This window comes from Rhabdothermincola sediminis, from assembly GCF_014805525.1.
Classification (GTDB): Bacteria; Actinomycetota; Acidimicrobiia; order Acidimicrobiales; family Acidimicrobilacustridaceae; genus Rhabdothermincola; species Rhabdothermincola sediminis.
The window spans coordinates 39,146-58,406 of sequence record NZ_JACFSZ010000005.1 but is presented as its reverse complement, the minus strand read 5'-3'; the positions used below and the strand labels follow the sequence as shown (position 1 = coordinate 58,406).

Here is a 19,261-nt window from a genome sequence, read left to right as displayed (position 1 = left end):
CACCGCCCCATCCGCCGGGCTGGCTCGCTGACCACGCCACCGTCCCGAGAGGGGCTCCGGCCGGCATCGGCGAGACCGTAGCAGGGCTCCGGCCCCGCTCCGGCGGGTCTCGCTCCCGGCTCCCATCCGCACCGTGGCGGGTCGGTCGACCACGGAAAGGCTGGACATGACGCCATCGGCAGGTCACACTGGTGAAGTTCGTGTCACCGGCGGGACGCGACGGAACCGCCCGACAGACGGAGGACAACACCCAGATGCGAGCTCTGCGGACCACCCGTCTCCTCTTGGCGACGTTCCTCGCAGGCCTGATCGTCGTCGCCGCTGCCCCGGTGGTGCAGGCGCAGCAGGGCTACGCCGGCGGCGCGACCCTCACGGTCAGCAACCCTGCACCGGCCTGCGGTAGCTCGGTCACGTTGACGGGCACGGGCTTCAAGCCCAACGCCCCGGTGACCTTGACCCAGGAGGGCGGTGGCGCCATCGGCACGGTCACCACCGATGCCAGCGGGACCTTCTCCTTCGTGTGGACGATCGCCGAGCCGTGCACGGCCGGGACCGTCGTCATCCAGGCCAGCGACGGCACCACCGTCCTCAGCGTGTCGATCACCATCGGCGGCACCACGGTGCAGACCACGGGCACGACGACGCTGCCTCGGACGGGCTCCGACAACGGCAACCTGCTCCGAGCCGGGGTCCTGCTGGTCGCCGCCGGTGGCCTGCTGGTCCTCGCCACCCGCAAGCGTGCCGGGGCCACGGTCGGCAGCGACGCCTGACCACACCCTCCGCCGAGCAGCCGCCGGTCAGCGGCGGAGGAGGTCCTTGGCGATGTGGGTGATCTGGATCTCGTCGGTGCCGGCGTAGATCTGCAGGACCTTGGCATCCCGGGCCAGCTGCTCCACCTTGAACTCGGCCATGTAGCCGTTGCCGCCGAAGAGCTGCACCGCCTCCATCGCCACCTCCACCGCGGCGCGCGCCGCGTACAGCTTCATCGCCGAGGCCTCGGCCAGCGTGAGCCCGCGTCCCGCCTGGCTCATCTCGATGTAGCGGAACACGAGGTTCTGCACGTTGAGCCGGTGGACCTCCATGCGGGCCAGCTTCTCCTGGATGAGCTGGAAGTTCCCGATCGGCTGGCCGAACTGCACGCGGTTCTTCGCGTACTCCACCGACACCTCGAGGCACTGCTCGATGATCCCGAGGGCCATTGCCGCCACCCCGGAGCGTTCCATGGAGAAGGTGTCCTTCGCCCCTTCACGTCCCCCGGAAGGCACGTCCTCGGTCTCACCGATGAGCCGGTCGGTGCCCACCCGCACGTCCGAGAGGAACAGCTCGCCGGTCGGAGAGCTGTGCAGCCCCATCTTGCGGAGGGGCTTGGACTGCTCGAGACCAGGCATGCCACGGTCGAGCACGAACGAGAGGATCTTGCGCTCCTCGGGCGGGTTGCCCTCGTCGAGCTTACAGATGAACACGATCGTGTCCGCGTAGGGACCGTTGGTGATGAACGTCTTCGAACCGTTCAACACGTACTCCGAGCCGTCGCGGCGGGCGGTCGACTTCATCGAACCGAACGCGTCCGAACCGGAGTTGGGCTCCGTGATCGCCCAGGCGCCCACCTTCTCCAGCGTGAGCAGCTCGGGCACCCAGCGCTCCTTCTGGCGGATGGTGCCCCGGCTGCTGATAGCTGCCGCGGTGAGACCCATCGACACCCCCATGGCCGTGACCATGCCGGGTGAGTAGCGGCACAGCTCGATGATCGGGATCATGGTGAACGACGGGTCGGTGCCCCCGTCGCGCGCCGGCTTCTCCGGCACCGGCTCGCCCTTGGCCCGGGCCTCCTCGACCCGGCGCTCGAAGTCGATCCGTTTCTTGAAGTTCTCGCGAGCGACGACGTCCATCCCGAAGGTGGAGAACAGCTTGCGGAGGATGGCGTAGGGCGGGAGGTCACCATGTTCGAGCTGATCGTGCACGGGCACGATCTCCTTCTCGATGAACTGGCGGACCGCATCGCGCAGCATCAGCTGCTCGTCGCTCCACTCGAACACGCTGCCCCCTTCCTCGGTCTCTGGCCGAGACCCTCCGATCGATGTGCCGTGCACGCGGACCGCCAACACCGTAGGGGACGAGCTGGACGGCTCCAATCCGACAGCTCGAGCCGGCAGGTCACGTCCACCAGACGCGTCCGGGCCGACCCCCACCATGCGTCCCCGGCCGGCGGGACCCCACTGCTAGCGTCCTGGTTCCCATGGCGCCGCCCACGGCAACGGCCACCGCCACCGACCGGACGTCGATCGTCCGATCCCGACGTCGGTCCCTGGACCGCCGGATCGTACGTGCGGTCACCGCGGCTGCGGCGCTCGCCGCGGTCGCCGCCGGTGGCGAGGCCACCGGGCTCGCGGTGGTCGACGCGCTGTGGCGGGCCGCCCTGGCAGCGGTGGTCACCGCCGCTGCGTCCCGATCACGCCGGTGGTCCTGGTTGTGGATGGCCGGGCTCGCCAGTGCCGCCGCGGTCGGCTCCCCTGCCCTGATCCCCAGCTCGGCCGCGCTCCTCCTGGCACTCCTCGGGGTCTTCCAGGATCGCCGCAACCGGGTGCTCGGAGCATGCATCGGGGCGCTCACGATCCAAGCCCTGCTCCGGCTCCCCGACCTCGGCTTCCACGGCCTGACCGCACTGGTGACGGCGTCGGCCGTCGCGCCAGCGCTGTGGTCGGGCTACGACCGCAGCCAGCTGTCGGCGCAACAGCGGATCCTCCGAGCCCTCGCCGGGAGCGCGCTGGTGGTGTTCGTGCTCCTCGTCGGCCTGGCGATCGCCACGATCAGCGCCCGCAACGAGCTCCAGCGCGGGGTGTCCTCGGCACGGACAGGCCTGGAGATGATCCGTGCCGGTGATCACGAGCAGGCCGCCGCCCGCTTCGAGCGCGCCGCCTCCGCGTTCACGTCCGCGCACGACGCCCTCTCCTCGCCATGGAGCCAGCCCGCCCGAGCGCTCCCGCTCGTCTCCCAGCAGGTCGACGCCCTGGTCGGGATGTCCGAAGCAGGTGGCGAGCTGGCGCGCTCGGCCTCGCGGATGGCCACCAGCGCCCCATACCACCAGCTACGCGCCAAACGGGGCACCATCGACCTGGAGCTCGTGCGGGCCATGCAGCAGCCCGTCGAGGACTCGACCGAGGCGCTGCGGTCGGCCCGAGAGCGGGTGGCGTCGGTGCGATCCCCGTGGCTGGTCCCGCCGATCGGCTCCGAGCTCGACGAGTTCGCCTCGGACCTCGACCGGTCGTTGCCGCAAGCCGAGCTGGCGTCGGAGGGCCTGCGGGTCGCGCCGCGCCTGCTCGGCGGGGAGGGGCGCCGGCGGTATCTCCTCCTGTTCACCAGCCCGGCCGAGACCCGGTTCCTCGGGGGCTTCGTGGGCTCCTACGGCGTGCTCACCGCGCTCGATGGGGAGTTGACCCTCGAGCGCTCGGGTGCGTCGGCGGAGCTGAGCGCCGGGCCCGGCGACGAGTTCCATCTGGAGGGCTTCGAGGAGACCCTCGTCCGGTACGGCAGGTACCAGCCACAACGGTTCGTGCAGAACCTCACCGTGTCGCCCGACCTGCCGACCGACGCCGCTCTCGCCCGCGCCGTGTTCCCCCAGACACCCGGAGGGGAGCCCATCGATGGGGTGATCGTGGCCGACCCGTTCGCGATCGCCGCGCTCCTCGAGCTCACCGGTCCGGTTCCGGTGGAGGGACTCGACACCCCCCTCGATCCGACCAACGCCGCCCGCTACCTGCTCGAAGGCCAGTACCAGCGCTTCGAAGGCGATCTCGACGCGCGCCGCGATCGCTTGGCCGCCGCGGCCCGAGCGACCTTCGACGCCCTCCTCGAAGCCGATCTCCCCGGACCCCGCCGACTCGGCGACGTGCTCGGCCCGATGGTCGAGCAGAAGCGGCTGCTGGTGTGGACCTTCGACGATGCCGAGCAGGCGTTCCTCGAGCACCTGGGTGCCGCCGGGCGTTTCAGCCCCCCCGACCAGAGCGACTACCTGTCGGTACGGGTCGCGAACGCCAACGCCAACAAGATCGACGCGTACCTGCACCGGATCATCGACTACGACGTGAGATTCGATCCCGGCACGGGCCAGCTCTCGGCGACGCTGACGGTGGAGCTGGTCAACGACTCACCGGGCTCGGGCCTGCCCCCATACGTCATCGGCAACCATCGAGGTGAACCACCCGGAACCAACACCACCTACCTGTCCCTCTACACCCCGTCCCTGGTGGTCGGGGCCACCATCGATGGCCGGCCGCTGGCCCTCGAACCGCAGAGGGAGCTGGGGGGAACGGTCTGGTCGGCATTGGTCTCGGTGCCCCCGCAGAGCCGGACGACCCTCCGGTTCCAGCTCGAGGGCCAGCTGCCCGGCGGGACGACCTACCATCTCGCGGCGCTCAGCCAGCCGCTCGCCCACCCCGATCTCCTGCGCGTTCGGGTCAGCTCTGCCGACGGAGCCTTCGGGGTCCGGGAGGGGGAAGGCCTGGAGATCCGCGATGGCTCCGCCTCGGGCGAGCTGACCTGGTCGGCGGATCACTGGTTGCGGGCCGGCTTCCGCCGGCGTTGACCGGGTGAGGCGCAGAGCCCCCGGTGAAGGCGGGGTGCTCGTCCCAGGTGTCAGACTGGGCTGCCCGTACGGGCTGCCCCACACCACGAGTTCGCACTGCACCGCTGCGGAGGATCTGCACACGATGAGTCGGGATAGCCGTGGCGCTCGCTGAGGTCGAGGCCCCGCCAGAGCGACCACGACCGGGGCGTGAACCCGCCACCGGCGCGGCACCGAGGCGAGCACAGCTCCCCTACTTCCCCGCGCTCGACGGGCTCCGAGGGTTGGCCGTCGCCGCGGTGCTGGCCTTCCACGGAGGCTTCAGCTGGATGGTCGGCGGCTTCCTCGGGGTGTCGACGTTCTTCACCCTCTCGGGGTTCCTGATCACCTCGCTGCTGCTGGCGGAGCGCGGCGGCCGCGGCGTGCTCGACCTCCGGGCCTTCTGGGCCCGCCGCTTCCGCCGGTTGATGCCAGCTGCGCTGGCCTGCCTCGCGTTCGTCATCCTCTTCGGTGTCTTCGCCGCAGACGCTACGCAGCGGCGCAACCTCGCAGGCGACGAGTTGTCGGCGTTGGCGTACGTCGCGAACTGGCGATTCATCCTCGCGGACAGCTCCTATGCCGACCTGTTCGCCGCGCCCTCCCCGGTGCTGCACTTCTGGAGCATCGCGATCGAGGAGCAGTTCTACCTGGTCCTGCCCGTGCTGTTGGGTGGGCTGTACACGCTCGGAGCGATGGCCAAGACCTCCGAGGACCCCAGACGCCGTTACTGGCTGATGAGGATCCGGCACTACTACCGAGGGCTCACGGCGGGGGTCATCGGCGCACTCGCCGTGGTGTCGTTCTGCCTGGTCCGCTTCGGCGGCTTCAGTGTCGACCGGATCTACTTCGGGACCGACACCCGGGCCAGCGAGCTGCTGGTCGGTGGCCTTCTCGCCGCGGTGCTGTTCCACGCCCCGGTCACCGCCCGCCTGGCTCGGCCAGGCGCGGTGCGCTCGGCGGCGGCCGGCTTCGGGATCCTGGCACTCATCGCCATGGCCGTGCTGTGGGTCCGTACACCTCAGACCAGCAGCTGGCTGTACGAGGGCGGCTTCACCCTCTACGCGGGGATCTCGGCGTTGGTGGTCCTGGCTGCGATCCTCCCGGCGGGACCCGTCCCGAAGCTGCTCGCGATCGCGCCGATCCGGCACCTCGGTCGCATCTCCTACGGCGTGTACCTCTACCACTGGCCGGTCTTCCTCTGGGTCCGGCAGGAGACGACCCTCGGGCTCTGGCCCCGGTTCGCGTTGAGCGTGGCCATCACGCTGGTGATGGCCGAGCTGTCGTTCCGCTATCTCGAGACCCCGATCCGCGAAGGACGGGGGCTGCTCGATGTACGGCCGGTCCGGCTGGTGCCCTACTTGGTGCCCATGATCGTGGTCGTGGTCCTCACCGTGAGCCTCACGGCCCCCAAGTCGACCCTCGACTTCGGGACCGTCCCGTTCGACTACGACACCGCCGCGGCGCGCGACGGGCGGCACCCGGCAGCAACGACGCCACCACTGCCCAGCGTGGCCTTCTTCGGTGACTCGACCGCCATCACGACCGGGTGGGGAGTCGGCGCCTATCTCCAGGCGACCGGGGCCGGCAGCAACGTCGAAGGCTACGCGGGGCTCGGCTGCAGTGTGATCCGCACCGACGAGCGGCGCATCGAAGGCGTCGTCGACCGCTCGAGGCCGAACTGCCTCGACTGGGAGCATCTCTGGGGCGAGAAGATCGCTCAGGGCAAGCCCGACGTCGCTGTCGTGCAGATCGGACCCTGGGACATCGCCGATCGCAAGGTGCCCGGTGCCGACGGCTGGCGATCCCCGGGTGATCCCCGCTTCGACGAGTTCGCGCTCTCCGAGATGGCGCATGCCGTTGACGTCCTCTCAGGGCAGGGAGCGTTGGTGGTCTGGCTCACCAGCCCGCTGCCCGGGCGGGCGGCGACCATCGATGACAAGCCCGGATGGGACGCGACCGCGCGTATGAAGGCGTTGAACGCGATCATCGACCGGTTGCCGGACCGGCGGCCCGGCAAGGTCAGGGTGGTCGACCTGGCCGACTGGTTTGGCTCGCTGAGCGAGGAGGAGGACGCCCGGCTCCGGCCGGACGGGATCCACCTCACGATGGACACCTCCCGGGAGGCCGCTGACTCGTTCATCGCCGGCGCGATCATCGACGCCTGGCGAGGCTGGTGGGAAGCACGCCAGGAGAGCGAGGCCCAACCATCTCCCGAGACCACGCAGACCCCCACACCGGCCGCCGCCGTCTCGGTGGTCGTGGTCGGCGACGGAACCGCCGAGCAGATCGCGGGGGGTCTGAGCGGCTGGGCGGAGGCCAACGGTGGCATCACGGTGCGCTACTCGGGTGCCCCGACCTGCGGCATCGGCCGGCAAGGAACCCGGCGCGATCCGGTGACCAACGCCGAGGAGGCGCTACCGGCCGACTGCACCAACTGGGAAGACCGCTTCCCCCTGGTGCTCGCCGGCACCCCTGCGGACGTCGTCGTCGCGCACACAGGACTGTGGGACGTGGTCGACCGCAGCCTCGACCCCGGCGTGTGGCGGACGATCAACGACGACACCTACGACCTCTACCTGCTCGGTGAGCTGCTCGCCGCGTCGGATCGCCTGCACGTGAACGGAGCCCGTGTCGTCTGGCTCCTCACCCCGCACGTCGATCCGGGCCGGGCGGCAGATGGCACGCCGGGCGCGCGACCGGCCTCGGAGCCGGAGCGGATCGACCGTCTCAACGACCTCCTACGCGAGGTGGCGGCCAAACGCGACTTCGTGACCGTGCTCGACTACGCGGAGCAGGCACGGTCGTGGCCCGGCGGCGAGTTCGACGCCCGGATGCGCGCGGACGGTGTGGGCCTCACTCCCGACGGGGGGCGTGCCATCGCCGACTGGCTCGCGCCACACCTCATCGACCTGGTGTGGCCAGCCGCCGGAGCACGCTGAACGTGCACGTCCAGGCCTACGACTTCGTCGCCCGCCACGCGGCGGGGACGGCGGGCGCACGGGTCCTCGAGCTCGGCAGCCTCGACGTCAATGGAAGTGTGCGTCCCCTCTTCGCCGGTGCCCACAGCTACCACGGCGTGGACCTCGCCCCGGGCGCGGGGGTCGACGAGGTGGCAGACGCCGCGGACTGGCGGGCTCCAGGACGCTTCGACGTGGTCGTGACCACCGAGGTGCTCGAGCACGCAGCTCGCTGGCGCGACATCCTGTCGAACGCGTGGGAAGCGCTCGCCGCCGGCGGGAGGCTGATCGTCACCTGCGCGACGGACCCCCGCCCGCCTCACAGCGCGATCGACGGCTGGGCGCTGCGGGAGGGCGAGTGGTACGAGAACGTCTCGCCGGCCCAACTGCGGGCGCTGCTCGACACGTGGCGGACGAGCCGCTGGTCCCTCGAAGTGGCGCTCGATCGCGGCGATCTCTACCTGCGCGCCGACAAGCCCTGACATCCCCAGTCCCGCCAGGGCTCCTCAGCGCTCGCCGGTGAGCTCGGTGAGCACGACCTCCGCGATGCGCTCGGCGGCATGCCCGTCCCACAACGCCGGGCATCGTGCCGGCACCCCGTGGCGCAGCACCCGGTCCACCTCGGCCACGATCACCTGTGGTCCACGCCCGATGACCCGGTTGGTGCCCTCCTCGACCGTGATCGGCCGCTCGGTGCTGTCTCGCAGGGTGAGGCATGGCACACCGAGCACCGTCGTCTCCTCCTGCACCCCGCCCGAGTCCGTGAGGACCACTGCGGCACCCGCCTCGAGGGCCACGAAATCCAGGTAGCCGAGCGGGTCGAGGACCCGGATGCCGGGGCCCACCCCGAGCGCGTCGACCACCGAACGGGCCCGGGGATGGACCGGGAACACGACAGGCAGCTGCCTCGACACGCTCGCCAACGCGGCGAGGAGCCCGCGCAGCACGTCCGGGTCGTCGACGTTCGCCGGGCGGTGCAGCGTGACCAGCGCGTAGCCCCCGCGGTCCAGGCGAAGCCGGTCGAGCACCGGCCGGTCGAGCGCGCGATCGAGATTCCCGAGCAGGGTATCGATCATCACGTTGCCGACCAGATGGATCTGCGCTGGCGGGTGACCCTCGGCGCGGAGGTTGTCGACCGCATCGGGAGAGGGCGCGAACAGCACGTCGCTCAACCGGTCGGTGACGATCCGGTTGATCTCCTCGGGCATCGATCGATCGCCGCTGCGCAAGCCGGCTTCGACGTGTGCCAGACGCACCCTCGCCTTGGCCGAGACGAGCGCCGCGGCCATGGTGGAGTTCACGTCGCCGACCACGACCATCATCTCCGGCGCCAGCTCCGCCACCACCGGCTCCAGGGCCACCATCACCCCCGCGGTCTGCTGCGCATGGGTACCCGAGCCGACGCCGAGGTGCAGATCCGGCGCCCGCAGACCCAGCTCCTCGAAGAAGACGTCGCTCAGCAAGGGGTCATAGTGCTGCCCCGTGTGGACCAGGTGCACACCGATGCCGCGAGCTTCGAGCGCGTCGAGCACCGGCTTGACCTTCATGAAGTTCGGGCGCGCCGCGGCGACGCACAGGACCTTCACGTCAACCGAACCGCAACCACGTGCCGTCGATCGGCACTTGACCGACGCCGGGGTGACTCCAGTCGCACACCCCATCGGGGAAGATGACCTCCAGCCTCCGGCGCTGGCCTTCGCTGAGCGTGACGCCGTAGGAGCCGGGATCGATGGGTACGAGGCGGCACTTCCCGATGTCGTTGACCAGCGGTGCACCCGCAGCACGCCGTGGATCACCCTTGACCGGATAGGCACGGGTGCACGCGTTGTCCTCGTCGTTGACGCCAGGACCGCTGAGTCGCTCGCCATCTGGCAGCACGCAGCTGTCCACCGCGCCGGTCGGCCGGTTGGCGGCCAGCTTCTCGGACCACGATCGTCCGGAGGTGTCGCCCGCCGCCTTCGTCAGCCACTCATCCAACACACCGACCGCGTCGGCACCCTGACTGACGGCTCCGATCAGCGTCTGGGCCAACGCGCCCATGCCGGGCACGGTCCAGAGCACCAGGTTGGGGTCCAAGGCACCGTCGGGACCACGGAGCCGCTCCCGGATGGCGAAGAGCCGCTGCCGGTCGTGGATGTCGCCCTGGTCGTCGGTGTAGACGTCGGTGAGGATGATCGGCACGCCCCACAGGCCCTGGCCGTGCAACACCTGACCGGTCGCGTAGGCGACTCGCATGTCTTCCTCGGTCGCGGCCATGCGCTGAGGCACGATCCGACCATCGATGTCGTAGCCTCCGATGTACTCGTTGAGGTCGATGAACTCATCGACGGTTATCGCTCCGTCACGCAGGGCCTCGAGGCCGTACTGGACGCCGGTGTTGTCGAGCGGGCGGCGGGCGAAGCCGGTGACGGGATCGCGGCCGTAGATGTTGACGTTGCTGTCCTGGAAGGTGCAGCGGACCCCGCCGGGGTTGCGGTCGCGGTCGTAGATCTTGCTCGGATCCAGCTCGGCCGAGCAGCCACGGGTGGGGTCGAGGAGCTGGAGGAACGTGTTCACCCACAGCTCGCAGGTTCCGGTCGTTCGGTGACCGTTGATCGCGGCGCGCTGCGTCTCGCTGAGGCGAGCACCTTCGGCCGTGCGGTAGTAGCGGTCGAGCAACCCGCAGTCCGTGACCCCCGGCGCGATGCTCGCGGCATCCGGGAACGGGACGGTGGGCGCGAGCGCATCGAGGATTCCGGGATAGTTCTGCGCGATCTGGAGTTGCTGGATCGCGCCACCGGATCCTCCCTCGCCGATCGTGAACCGCGGCAAGCCGTAACGCTCGATGAAGTGCTCTTTCACCATCAGCGCCACCTCCGCGGACACCACCGAGTTGCAGAGGTTCTGGAAGGTGTTGAGGCTCGACGTCACCACCGCATAGCCCCTGGACAGCAGGCTCGGATCTGTCGCCTCGACCAGCGAGCGACCCTGGCTGTAGGTGCTCCCGCAACCCCCGCCGAAGCGGTAGACCAGCCTGCGGTTCCAGCCCTCACGGGGAACCGCGATCGTGTAAGCGGAGCGCCCGAGGACGCCCCGCTCGACAGTGGTGGCCACCCCACCGACCTCCTCCTGGGTCACCTGAGCCGGCGCCGAGCAGGCGGCGTCGGTGGGTGGCCCGAGCCCGTTCTGCACGGTCGTGCATACGAAGGGTTCGAGCAACGGCCCCGAGAACAACGGCCCAGTGGTGGAATGGCTGGTCACCACCAGTTCGGCGCGATCACGCCCGCGAGTGGCACGGATCGTGCTGTCGCCTTCGGGTAGGCCGGCGACCAGCCCGACGAGCTGGTCACCGTCGAAGGCGAAGGCGGCGGTCACGTCACGGCCGTCCACCTCGACGGCGACGCCGCCGAGATCCTCATCGCCTGCCCGGACGGCGACCAGGACGTCACCGCCGGTCACGTACTCAGGTCGGGTCGAGAGGGCCTCGATCCGCAGCGGGCTCGAGTCGGCGACATCGGCGCCCACCGATCCCGCGCCACCTGACCCGCTCGTGCAACCGGCGAGGGCCAGCGCGGACACCACGACCGCCGGCCAGCGGCGGTCTCGGCGGCGGTCACCCATCGGTCGTCTGCCGATCGAGCCGCTCCCTGGCCTCCATCCAGCCCTGGACCATGGTCGCGAAGTGCGCCGGGTTGTAGACGTCTTCCTCGTAGGACCACTTGCCGTGCCCCGCGTACTTCAGCAGCGTGAAGTTGTACGCCTGGTGCAGGGATCCGTCACCCGGGTCGGCCATGCGGTTCCACACCTGGCACACCACCCAACCCCGCTCCTCGTCGATCACGTACCACTCGACCGGGAAGTGAGGCATCTCCCGGCCGGGGAACGACGACATGGTCTCGGTGATCCATCGCCGGATCGCCTCCCTCCCACCCATCGTGCCGTAGTGGTGCTCGACGTAGGTGGCGTCCTCGGTGAACAGGTCCGCCCAACCGTTCCAGTCACCTGTGGTGCCGGCGACGAGTGCTGCCCGCTGGTACTCCTCGAACGCCTGCTCGATCTCGTCCCGGCTCCATCGACCCATGTCGAGGAGTCTTGCGCAGGCATGCAGAGGCCGCTACCTGCCCGTGAGGTCCAGCTCGGCGAGCACGTCGCGCAGGAGGAGGCCGGTCCCCGTCGCGCGGTCATCGAGCGTCGTGGCGTCACCCACGATCTCCACCCCTGACAGGTCGAGTACGAGGCGTTCGCCTCGCCGCGCCACTCGCCAGGCCTGCGAGCCCAGTCCGTTGCGGACCTGCCAGAGCAGCGTACGAAGTCGGTGGTTGCGCCGCGTGGGTGCGGCTGCGGGCCAGAGCGCCTCGGCCAGCACCCTCGCCTCCACCCCCCGCTCCCCCGCAAGGGCGAGCGCTTGGACCGAGACCTCGGCGTGCCTGGTCAGGAAGACCACCCGCTGACCGCCGAGGTGCACCGAGGGCCGGCCGGTGAGCTCGATGCGCAGCGTGTCGCTCGGGCGGAGGAAGTCGTAGGCGGGGTCAGCGTCGCTGCATGCCCGGGCCCGGGCGATCCACCGTTGTCCCCGGTCTCGCTCCGCTGCGGCCAGACCCGCGCACACCCTCGCGACCCAGTAGCGGGCGTCCGCGGGTTCGACGAGGCCCAACGCCTCCTCGAACGCCGCCCGTGCCGCAGGACGGTCGCCCGATCGCAGATGGGTCTCCCCCATCCCGACCAGGGCTCGCGCCCGTTCGAGGGGGTTCGAGAGGTCCTCGGCCGCGTGGCCGTACCGCTCGATCGCCTCTTCGAAGCGTGCGAGCTCACGCAAGGCGGATGCCTCGGCCAGCACGCTGAGGCTGGTCCACCAGCGGTCACCGATCGCCAGGGCCTCCTCACGGGCCCGGTGACCGTCAGCGAGCGAGCGCTCGGGCTCCCATGCAGCGGTGAACTCGCCACGCATGCACCGGGCCATCACCGCGTACCAGGGGGCCGACAGCTCGTCAGCCCTTGCCAGCGCCTGCGCGAACGCGGCGTCCGACTCCCCCCGGTGACCTCGGAGCGCCTCGAGGACTCCTCGCAGCGCACTCAGCAGCGGACCGTCGTTGCGTACTCCTACGCTCGCGATCTCCTTCCAGATGCCGTCGGCTCGATCGAGCTCTATCTCGGCTCGGGCGAAATCGCCGAGGTTGAGGTCGTACAGCACGAGATAGACGAGCGGGACGAGCTGCGCCGGCCGGTCGCCCGCAGCCATCAGCTTCGACCTGGCTTCCTCAGCCCGGGCGATGGCGCCATGGAGGTCACCCCTGCGGTACGCCTCCACGGAGAGGTGTGCGAGCGCGGTCGCGCCCAGCGGCACGCCGCCATCGAGCAGATCCAGGCACCGCCTCCACCAGGCCAGTGCCTCGTCCAGGTCACCGCGAGCGAAGGCGATGTTGGCTCGCACGTTGGCAGCCACTCCGAGGCCCTGCTCGTCTTGCTGGCGGAGCAACTGCTCCCAGGCTGCCTCCACGAGCTCGACGACCCGGGGGTGACCCCGGTAGACGTCGTGGTAGGCGGCAGCGACGAGCAGGCCGGCGAAGGGTCGCTCCTCGAGTTCCAGACCCAGCAGCTCGTCGAGCTGTGGTGCGAGCGACCGGGGAGCGCCGGTGGTCAGCACCTCGACTGCCATCTGCTCGAGGACCATCGCCGGTTCGTCGGACCCTCCGGCCGTGGTCGCGGACGGCACCTTCGCCATGTCGTGATCCCGTCTCCTCCGTCGAGGCGCGTGCCACCTCGTTTCCCCGATGACTACCGCGCACTGTCCACGGGCCCCACGGTGCGCTGCCAGCCGGCCCTGGACGTCGCCGGAGCCGCTGGTTGAACGACGTTTTATAACCCCGCCAACCTTCATGACGCAACCATCATGAGGCATCAAGCACCGGGGCGCGCCTCAGCGGCCGGAGAGGGCGGAGCAGTCTCAGGGCACGTCCATGAAGCTCGTGAAGCCGTACTTCTCGTGAGGACCGAGGAACAAGTACTCGTGCAGGCCGTACCCAACCTCGCCGGTCGACGACTCGAAGCGGGCCACGCAGTCCACGATCCCGAAGAAGCGATCGCGATCAGCCTCCACGTCGAGCGAGACCCCCTGCACGACGAGGGGCCCCTGCCACATGCCGTGGCGCCAGTCGGCGTCGAAGCCGTACCCGGTCCCGATGCCGATGTGTGCCTCGAGCAAGTGGGTGACGCGGACATCGAACGCTCCCCCTGGTGCCTGAGGGAAGGAGATGACCGCGGAGTCGACCTCCCGGGTGCCGGGCCTGATCGACAGCTCGTGCTCCGGGCGACCCAACCACTCCGGCTCCCGAGCAGGATCGGCCCACACCCGAACCGCCTCGTCCATGACGCGCTGGCCGTCGGCCCACTCCTGCACGATGTAGAGGATCGAGTGGTCGTCGAACTGCATGGGCGCGTAGTTCCAGAGGTTGAAGAACAGCGGCTGGTCAGCACGGATGCCCGCTGGCTCGGGCTCACCGACCGGGCGCACTCCCCATGAGCGATCCCTGGTGCCCTTCCACCGGTCAGGGGTCACCGGGATGTCCTCCCCGTCGACGTGGAGGATGCCGCTCCAGCGTCCCGTCTGTGCCAGGCGCATGGTGTCGAACAGGACGCGGCCGTGGAGCCTGATGTGATGGCGCGGCTCCTCGAAGGCCGGAATGGCGCCCTCCCAGATGAGATCGGCGGCGAGACCCCACTCGTTCGGTTCGAGCACGAAGCGCAGCCGGTGCAGCGGTTCGAGCACCTCGATCCGGAAGGGCCCGACCGTGGTGTCCATGCGATCGCCGAGCTCCCTCGACGCCCGCACGACCCGGTGCTCGGTGCCCCGTCGCAGCAGGCAGAACGCGTCCTGCACCGCGAGGTTGGGATACTGCCCCATCCCCATCACCATGAACAGCTCTCCGCTCGAGGCGTGGAGGTTGAAGTAGTAGCGGTCGTAGAAGTTGCGGTCGCTGGTGCCCGCGTAGCGGACCGGCTCGGCGATCTGGTGGATCGGATAGTCGTCGGCGGCTGAGAGCATCGGGTCTCCTCGGGCGATGGCGCGTCCTCAGCGTGCAGCGACAAGTCGACCAGGAACCGGAGCCGGGTCGCAAGGAGTGCACCGGGACGGCGACAACCCCGCGATCGGCACCCTCGTGTTCGACGGTGTGCGACGGACAGGAAAGAATGGGCGGACGGCGGGAAGATCCCACATCCCCGCCCGCCGGGGTGCAAGGCTGGCGCCCGCCTGCAACACAGCACGACGGAGGTCCAATGAATCGCAGGGAACTCGTGCTCGCACTCGCCGAGCGCAACGACACCGACCGCAAGACCGCAGAGGCGTTCCTCGCTTCCTTCGTCGATGTGGTCACCGAGACGGTCGCGACCGGCGAGCCGGTCTCCATCCCGGGCTTCGCGAAGTTCGCTCGGGTCGACCGCCCCGCCCGCATGGGTCGCAACCCCGCGACCGGCGAGACGATCCGCATCAAGGCCTCCCGCAAAGCGCGGATCACGCCTCTGAAGGCCTTCAAGGACGCCGTCAACACCGGCAAGGTGGTGAAGAAGGCCGCCAAGAAGGCACCAGCGAAGCGGGCGGCGGCCAAGAAGGCACCTGCCAAGAAGGCACCTGCCAAGAAGGCACCCGCCAAGAAGACCGCAGCTCGCCGCCGCTGACCAGGCCGGTAGGGGGCCGTCTCTCAGAGCGCTCGAAACGGCCGCCCCGCACGGTCATCCGTCGTCCTCGCCGGCTGCAAACCGCTTGCAGCCGGCGAGGACGACGATCACGGCGGCATCCCGGCGGCGAATGAAGGGGGCATGCGGCGCATGGGTACGCAGAGCACGCCGTGGGTGGCGTCGTCCGCCGAGGAGCTCCTCACCGGCGCGACACGACGCACTCCTCTCGATCCGAGCGACGGCAAGTCCGGGTCGCGCTTCGAGCGGGTGGTGATCGATGGCCGGCCCTACTTCGTGAAGTCGCTCTCCCACGAGCGCGACTGGATCATGCGGGTCACCGGTGATCGCGACCACCGTCCACTGCTCATCTGGCGACACGGGATCATGGCCGCGGCCCCTGCGAGCATCGACCACACCGTGGTGGGCATGGCGATCGACGGCGAAGGCGAGGCGTGCGAGCTCACGATCCTCATGCACGACGTCGGTCGATGGCTCGTGCCGGAGGGCGACGGTCCAGTGGCGCTCACCCAGCACCTCGGGTTCCTGCATCACCTCGCCGAGTTCTCGGCGACCTTCTGGGGCTGGCAGGACCACATCGGGCTGACGCCGCTGGAGCACCGCTTCCGCTTCTTCGCACCGGACAACATCGCCCCTGAGCTGACACGGCCGCAGGTCCCGGTCCCGCTCCGGGTCGCTGCACAGGGCTGGGAGCAGCTCCGTCGGCGGGCGCCGCAGCTCCACGAGCTGGTGCGAGCGATCCACGACGATCCCGGGCCGCTCGCCGCGGCCTTGCGGCAGACGCCCTCGACCTTCCTGCACGGGGACTGGAAGATGGGCAACCTCGGTTCCCATCCCGACGGTCGGACGATCCTGCTCGATTGGGCCTATCCGGGCTCGGGCCCGGCCTGCTACGACCTTGCCTGGTACCTGGCGCTCAACCGAGCGCGTCTTCCTCAGACCAAGGACGAAGCGATCAGCGTCTTCCGGGACGCACTCGAGCGGCAGGGCATCGTGACGGCGGGATGGTTCGACGCACAGCTCGACCTGAGCCTCCTGGCCATCATGGCGACATTCGCGTGGGAGAAGGCCGTCGGGGAGGAAGCCGAGCTGCGCTGGTGGGAGGCGGCCGCCCGCCGGGGTACCCGGTGGCTACGGTGACCGGTTTGGGCCTCCGCCCCGATCACTACGGGAGCGTCGCGGCCCGGGCATGGTCGGAAGGCGCCTCGCTGGTCTATCGCCCACTCGCCGAGGCCCTCGTGACCCGATGCCCCGACCCGCTCGTCGACCGCCTGGTCGCCGATGTGGGCACCGGCACCGGCGCGTGCACCGACGTGCTCCTCTCCTCAGGAGCGAGGGTGATCGCGACCGACTTCAGCGAAGACATGCTCCGCATCGCGCCGAGCCGGCGGCCGCCTGCCACGGTTGCCGACGTGCGAGCGCTGCCCATCCGGTCACGGGCCCTCGACGCGGTGTTCGCGGCCTTCGTGCTCAACCACCTCGACGACCCGCAGGCCGGCCTCGTCGAGCTGCGGCGAGCCGTACGGCCGGGCGGTGCCGTGCTGGCCGACGTGTTCTCCTCCCGATCACACCACGAGGCACGGGATGCCATCGACGCCGTCGCGGTGGCGGCGGGATGGGAACCTCCCCGCTGGTACGTGGCCCTCAAGGAGTCGGCAGCCCCCTTGCTCGGCTCTGCCGGTCACATGGAGCAGGCCGCTCGGGATGCCGGCCTCGACGTGCTCGGGGTCGAGGACACCGAGGTCGACATCGGTCTGGAAGAGCCCGAGCGATTGGTCGCCTACCGACTCGGCCAGGCACATCTCGCCCCCTTCGTCGCCGGGCTGCCACGCTCCTCCAGGCATCGTCTGGTGGCTGAGGCCACCGCCGCCGCGAGGGAGGTCATGTCCCCGTACCGCCCCCTCGTGGTGTTCCTGGTCGCCCGAGCGCCGGGATGAGTGCGGGGAGACACCGGGGCGCGTCGAAGGCCGGAGCCCGACGGCACCCGACCCTCTCGCCTCGAGGCGAGATCCACCCCGATGCGGGGGCCACAGAACACCCCACCATCACCTAGTGTCCGTGACGATCCCGCGACCCGAGGCTGACGATGACCACACCGAGCACTGCCGGAGCTGGCTACGACACGTTTCGGACACTGCGCTTCGAGCGCCCCGTCGACGGGGTCCTGCGCATCGTCCTCGATGCCCCGAACCTCAACGCGGTCGGCCCCGCCATGCATCGGGAGCTCGCCGACGTCTGGATCACCGTCGATCGCGACCCCGACACCAGGGTCGTGCTCGTCGAGGGTGCCGGGCGGGCCTTCTCCGCCGGGGGGAGCTTCGACCTCGTCGAGTCGTTGCTCGAGGACTACGCCGCGCGGACTCGGGTCCTGCGCGAGGCCCGGGACATCGTGTTCAACGTGATCAACTGCTCGAAACCGATCGTCTCGGCGATCCAGGGGCCCGCAGTCGGCGCGGGCCTGGTCGTGGCGTTGCTCGCCGACATCAGCGTGGCCGCCCGCACTGCCAAGATCATCGACGGGCACACCCGGCTGGGCGTTGCCGCCGGTGATCACGCCGCGATCTGCTGGCCACTGCTGTGCGGCATGGCGAAGGCGAAGTACCACCTCCTGACGTGCGAACCGCTGACCGGTGAAGAGGCCGAGCGCATCGGGTTGGTGTCACTGTGCGTCGACGACGAGAAGCTCCACGATCGGGCGATCGAGATCGCGACCTCGATGGCTCTGGGTGCGCAGAGCGCGATCCGTTGGACGAAGCACACGCTGAATCACTGGTACCGGATGCTCGGCCCAGTCTTCGACGCATCGCTCGCGTACGAGTTCTACGGCTTCGCCGGTCCAGACGCAGCTGAAGGCCTCGCGGCCCATCGTGAGAAGCGGGCTCCGCGGTTCACGGGACCGACCAGCGAATGACGATCAGTCACCACCCGAGCGCGGCAGACGATGTTCCCGTCGCTCGAACTCCGCCAGCTCGTCGACGACCATCTGCCGCGAGCGTGTGCTGGGTGTGTGGTACGCAGCCCGGCCGACCATGTGGACGCCGACCGGCGCGGTGAGGAACTGCAGCGCGACGACGAGCAGGAGCCGAGCGGCGTCGGAGAGATCCGACACCACCAGCGCCGCGCCACCAGCAACGAGCACCAGGCCGAGGGTCGCCGGCTTCGTGGCCGCATGCATCCGGGAGAACAGGTCACCCAACCGTACGACGCCGATCGCGGCGATCAGGGCGAGCACCGAACCGAGGACCATCGCTACCCCGGCAACGATCTCGATCATCTCAGGCTCCTCGCCGTTCGATGAATCGCGCCACGGTGGTCGTACCCAGGAAGCCGAGCACCGCCACGACCAGCATCACCGAGAGGAACGCGCCCGAATTGGTGCGAGCTGCTTCGACGGCCAAGCCGAGCGCCAGGATGGTGATCAGCAGGTCCGTCGCGACGATGCGGTCCGCGAGGCTGGGGCCGCGCACCAGCCGTACCATGGCCAGCGAGGCCGCCAGCGTGAGCAGACCGAACGAGAGGTTCGCCGCCAACGTCATCGCTCCTCCCCCACGGCTCGCCTGACCAGGTGCTCGAATCGCTGCACACGCGCCCGCACGTCGATCGTCTCCCGAGCGGTCAACGCGTGGACGAACAGCGTGGCAGACGGCTCGTCGACATCGACGGTGAGAGTTCCGGGCGTGAGGCTCGTGATGTTCGCCACGATGAACAGCACCACCGAGGACCTGGTGCGCAGTGGAACGGCCACGACGCCTTGGTGCGCGGGGCCGGGCCGGAGCACGAGGAGCGCGACCTCCAGCGTGGAGACCACCAGTGCCCAGGCGAACGCCGCAGCCAGCTTGGCCGTCGCCAGCGGACGGATGTGGACCGGCGCCAGTCTGCTCCCGAGCGGAAGGGCGATCAGCAGTCCCGCTGCCACCAGGACCCCCGACAGGAGGTTCGCGAGACTGACCTCGCCCCAGAGTGCGAGCCAGACGAGGACGAGCCACGCCACGACGCCAGCGGCCCCCATCCACGTCGGTGTCCGCCTGAGCCC

The 19,261-nt window shown here is 69.8% G+C and carries 17 protein-coding genes; 8 read left to right on the top strand and 9 right to left on the bottom strand.

Annotated features, from left to right (window positions below; genetic code table 11):
- The first annotated feature begins 191 nt into the window (after nt 1–191).
- The gene (locus HZF19_RS05445) at nt 192–770 is read left to right on the top strand and encodes an LPXTG cell wall anchor domain-containing protein (RefSeq protein WP_208027744.1); all 579 of its coding nucleotides are present in this window, start codon (nt 192–194) and stop codon (nt 768–770) included.
- A 27-nt stretch (nt 771–797) separates the two neighbouring features.
- Here the strand turns inward: HZF19_RS05445 and HZF19_RS05440 are convergent, their stop codons facing one another.
- Nucleotides 798–2,036, bottom strand: coding sequence for an acyl-CoA dehydrogenase family protein (locus tag HZF19_RS05440; protein ID WP_208027743.1), 1,239 nt, complete (start codon nt 2,034–2,036; stop codon nt 798–800).
- A 200-nt stretch (nt 2,037–2,236) separates the two neighbouring features.
- Between HZF19_RS05440 and HZF19_RS05435 the strand changes: the two genes are divergently transcribed.
- The 3 genes from HZF19_RS05435 to HZF19_RS05425 all read left to right on the top strand — a co-directional run bounded on the left by HZF19_RS05435 (nt 2,237) and on the right by HZF19_RS05425 (nt 8,039).
- Nucleotides 2,237–4,582 (top strand): DUF4012 domain-containing protein, encoded by a 2,346-nt coding sequence (locus HZF19_RS05435; RefSeq protein WP_208027742.1) that lies wholly within the window; start codon nt 2,237–2,239, stop codon nt 4,580–4,582.
- Nucleotides 4,583–4,722: 140 nt separating this feature from the next.
- Nucleotides 4,723–7,539 carry an acyltransferase family protein gene (locus HZF19_RS17070; RefSeq protein ID WP_208027741.1) on the top strand — a complete coding sequence of 939 codons (2,817 nt, stop codon included), beginning with the start codon at nt 4,723–4,725 and terminating at the stop codon, nt 7,537–7,539.
- Nucleotides 7,515–8,039, top strand: coding sequence for a class I SAM-dependent methyltransferase (locus HZF19_RS05425; protein WP_208027740.1), 525 nt, complete (start codon nt 7,515–7,517; stop codon nt 8,037–8,039). The genes HZF19_RS17070 and HZF19_RS05425 overlap by 25 nt, the downstream gene beginning before the upstream one ends.
- A 24-nt stretch (nt 8,040–8,063) precedes the next feature.
- Here HZF19_RS05425 and wecB read toward each other — a convergent pair whose 3' ends face one another.
- The 5 genes from wecB to HZF19_RS05400 form a co-directional block, all read right to left on the bottom strand.
- Complete coding sequence (gene wecB / locus HZF19_RS05420) at nt 8,064–9,143, bottom strand: non-hydrolyzing UDP-N-acetylglucosamine 2-epimerase (RefSeq protein ID WP_208027739.1); 1,080 nt, start codon at nt 9,141–9,143, stop codon at nt 8,064–8,066.
- A gap of 1 nt (nt 9,144) precedes the next feature.
- Nucleotides 9,145–11,157 (bottom strand): DUF6351 family protein, encoded by a 2,013-nt coding sequence (locus HZF19_RS05415; protein ID WP_208027738.1) that lies wholly within the window; start codon nt 11,155–11,157, stop codon nt 9,145–9,147.
- Complete coding sequence (locus HZF19_RS05410) at nt 11,150–11,617, bottom strand: nuclear transport factor 2 family protein (protein ID WP_208027737.1); 468 nt, start codon at nt 11,615–11,617, stop codon at nt 11,150–11,152. The genes HZF19_RS05415 and HZF19_RS05410 overlap by 8 nt, the downstream gene beginning before the upstream one ends.
- A gap of 33 nt (nt 11,618–11,650) precedes the next feature.
- Nucleotides 11,651–13,258: a hypothetical protein gene (locus tag HZF19_RS05405; RefSeq protein WP_208027736.1), complete on the bottom strand. Its 1,608-nt coding sequence runs from the start codon at nt 13,256–13,258 to the stop codon at nt 11,651–11,653.
- Nucleotides 13,259–13,480: 222 nt separating this feature from the next.
- Nucleotides 13,481–14,578: an Rv3169 family protein gene (locus HZF19_RS05400; protein ID WP_208027735.1), complete on the bottom strand. Its 1,098-nt coding sequence runs from the start codon at nt 14,576–14,578 to the stop codon at nt 13,481–13,483.
- Between the two features lie 233 nt (nt 14,579–14,811).
- On the opposite strand from HZF19_RS05400, the gene HZF19_RS05395 reads away from it, so the two are divergent.
- From HZF19_RS05395 to HZF19_RS05380, 4 genes are all read left to right on the top strand, one after another.
- Nucleotides 14,812–15,210 carry an HU family DNA-binding protein gene (locus HZF19_RS05395; RefSeq protein WP_208027734.1) on the top strand — a complete coding sequence of 133 codons (399 nt, stop codon included), beginning with the start codon at nt 14,812–14,814 and terminating at the stop codon, nt 15,208–15,210.
- A 141-nt stretch (nt 15,211–15,351) separates the two neighbouring features.
- Nucleotides 15,352–16,368, top strand: a complete 1,017-nt coding sequence (locus HZF19_RS05390) for a phosphotransferase family protein (RefSeq protein ID WP_208027733.1) — start codon at nt 15,352–15,354, stop codon at nt 16,366–16,368.
- Entirely contained in the window at nt 16,365–17,165 is an 801-nt protein-coding gene (locus tag HZF19_RS05385; protein ID WP_208027732.1) for a class I SAM-dependent methyltransferase, read from the top strand. The genes HZF19_RS05390 and HZF19_RS05385 overlap by 4 nt, the downstream gene beginning before the upstream one ends.
- 149 nt (nt 17,166–17,314) lie before the next feature.
- A complete protein-coding gene (locus HZF19_RS05380) occupies nt 17,315–18,139 on the top strand; it encodes an enoyl-CoA hydratase/isomerase family protein (protein WP_208027731.1) in 825 nt (274 codons plus the stop codon).
- Between the two features lie 3 nt (nt 18,140–18,142).
- On the opposite strand, the gene mnhG is transcribed toward HZF19_RS05380, so the two are convergent.
- The 3 genes from mnhG to HZF19_RS05365 are packed head-to-tail and all read right to left on the bottom strand — an operon-like array spanning nt 18,143 to nt 19,237.
- A complete protein-coding gene (gene mnhG, locus HZF19_RS05375) occupies nt 18,143–18,502 on the bottom strand; it encodes a monovalent cation/H(+) antiporter subunit G (RefSeq protein WP_208027730.1) in 360 nt (119 codons plus the stop codon).
- 1 nt (nt 18,503) lies between these two features.
- Nucleotides 18,504–18,764 (bottom strand): MrpF/PhaF family protein, encoded by a 261-nt coding sequence (locus HZF19_RS05370; RefSeq protein WP_208027729.1) that lies wholly within the window; start codon nt 18,762–18,764, stop codon nt 18,504–18,506.
- Nucleotides 18,761–19,237, bottom strand: coding sequence for a Na+/H+ antiporter subunit E (locus tag HZF19_RS05365; protein WP_208027728.1), 477 nt, complete (start codon nt 19,235–19,237; stop codon nt 18,761–18,763). The genes HZF19_RS05370 and HZF19_RS05365 overlap by 4 nt, the downstream gene beginning before the upstream one ends.
- Nucleotides 19,238–19,261: the final 24 nt, after the last annotated feature.

Coding starts and splice junctions, on each gene's coding strand:
- HZF19_RS05435 (WP_208027742.1), top strand. CDS start 2,237: ATGGCGCCGCCCACGGCAACGGCCACCGCCACCGACCGGACGTCGATC.
- HZF19_RS05415 (WP_208027738.1), bottom strand. CDS start 11,157: ATGGGTGACCGCCGCCGAGACCGCCGCTGGCCGGCGGTCGTGGTGTCC.
- HZF19_RS05410 (WP_208027737.1), bottom strand. CDS start 11,617: ATGGGTCGATGGAGCCGGGACGAGATCGAGCAGGCGTTCGAGGAGTAC.
- HZF19_RS05405 (WP_208027736.1), bottom strand. CDS start 13,258: ATGGCGAAGGTGCCGTCCGCGACCACGGCCGGAGGGTCCGACGAACCG.
- HZF19_RS05400 (WP_208027735.1), bottom strand. CDS start 14,578: ATGCTCTCAGCCGCCGACGACTATCCGATCCACCAGATCGCCGAGCCG.
- HZF19_RS05395 (WP_208027734.1), top strand. CDS start 14,812: ATGAATCGCAGGGAACTCGTGCTCGCACTCGCCGAGCGCAACGACACC.
- HZF19_RS05390 (WP_208027733.1), top strand. CDS start 15,352: ATGCGGCGCATGGGTACGCAGAGCACGCCGTGGGTGGCGTCGTCCGCC.
- HZF19_RS05380 (WP_208027731.1), top strand. CDS start 17,315: ATGACCACACCGAGCACTGCCGGAGCTGGCTACGACACGTTTCGGACA.
- mnhG (WP_208027730.1), bottom strand. CDS start 18,502: ATGATCGAGATCGTTGCCGGGGTAGCGATGGTCCTCGGTTCGGTGCTC.
- HZF19_RS05370 (WP_208027729.1), bottom strand. CDS start 18,764: ATGACGTTGGCGGCGAACCTCTCGTTCGGTCTGCTCACGCTGGCGGCC.
- HZF19_RS05365 (WP_208027728.1), bottom strand. CDS start 19,237: ATGGGGGCCGCTGGCGTCGTGGCGTGGCTCGTCCTCGTCTGGCTCGCA.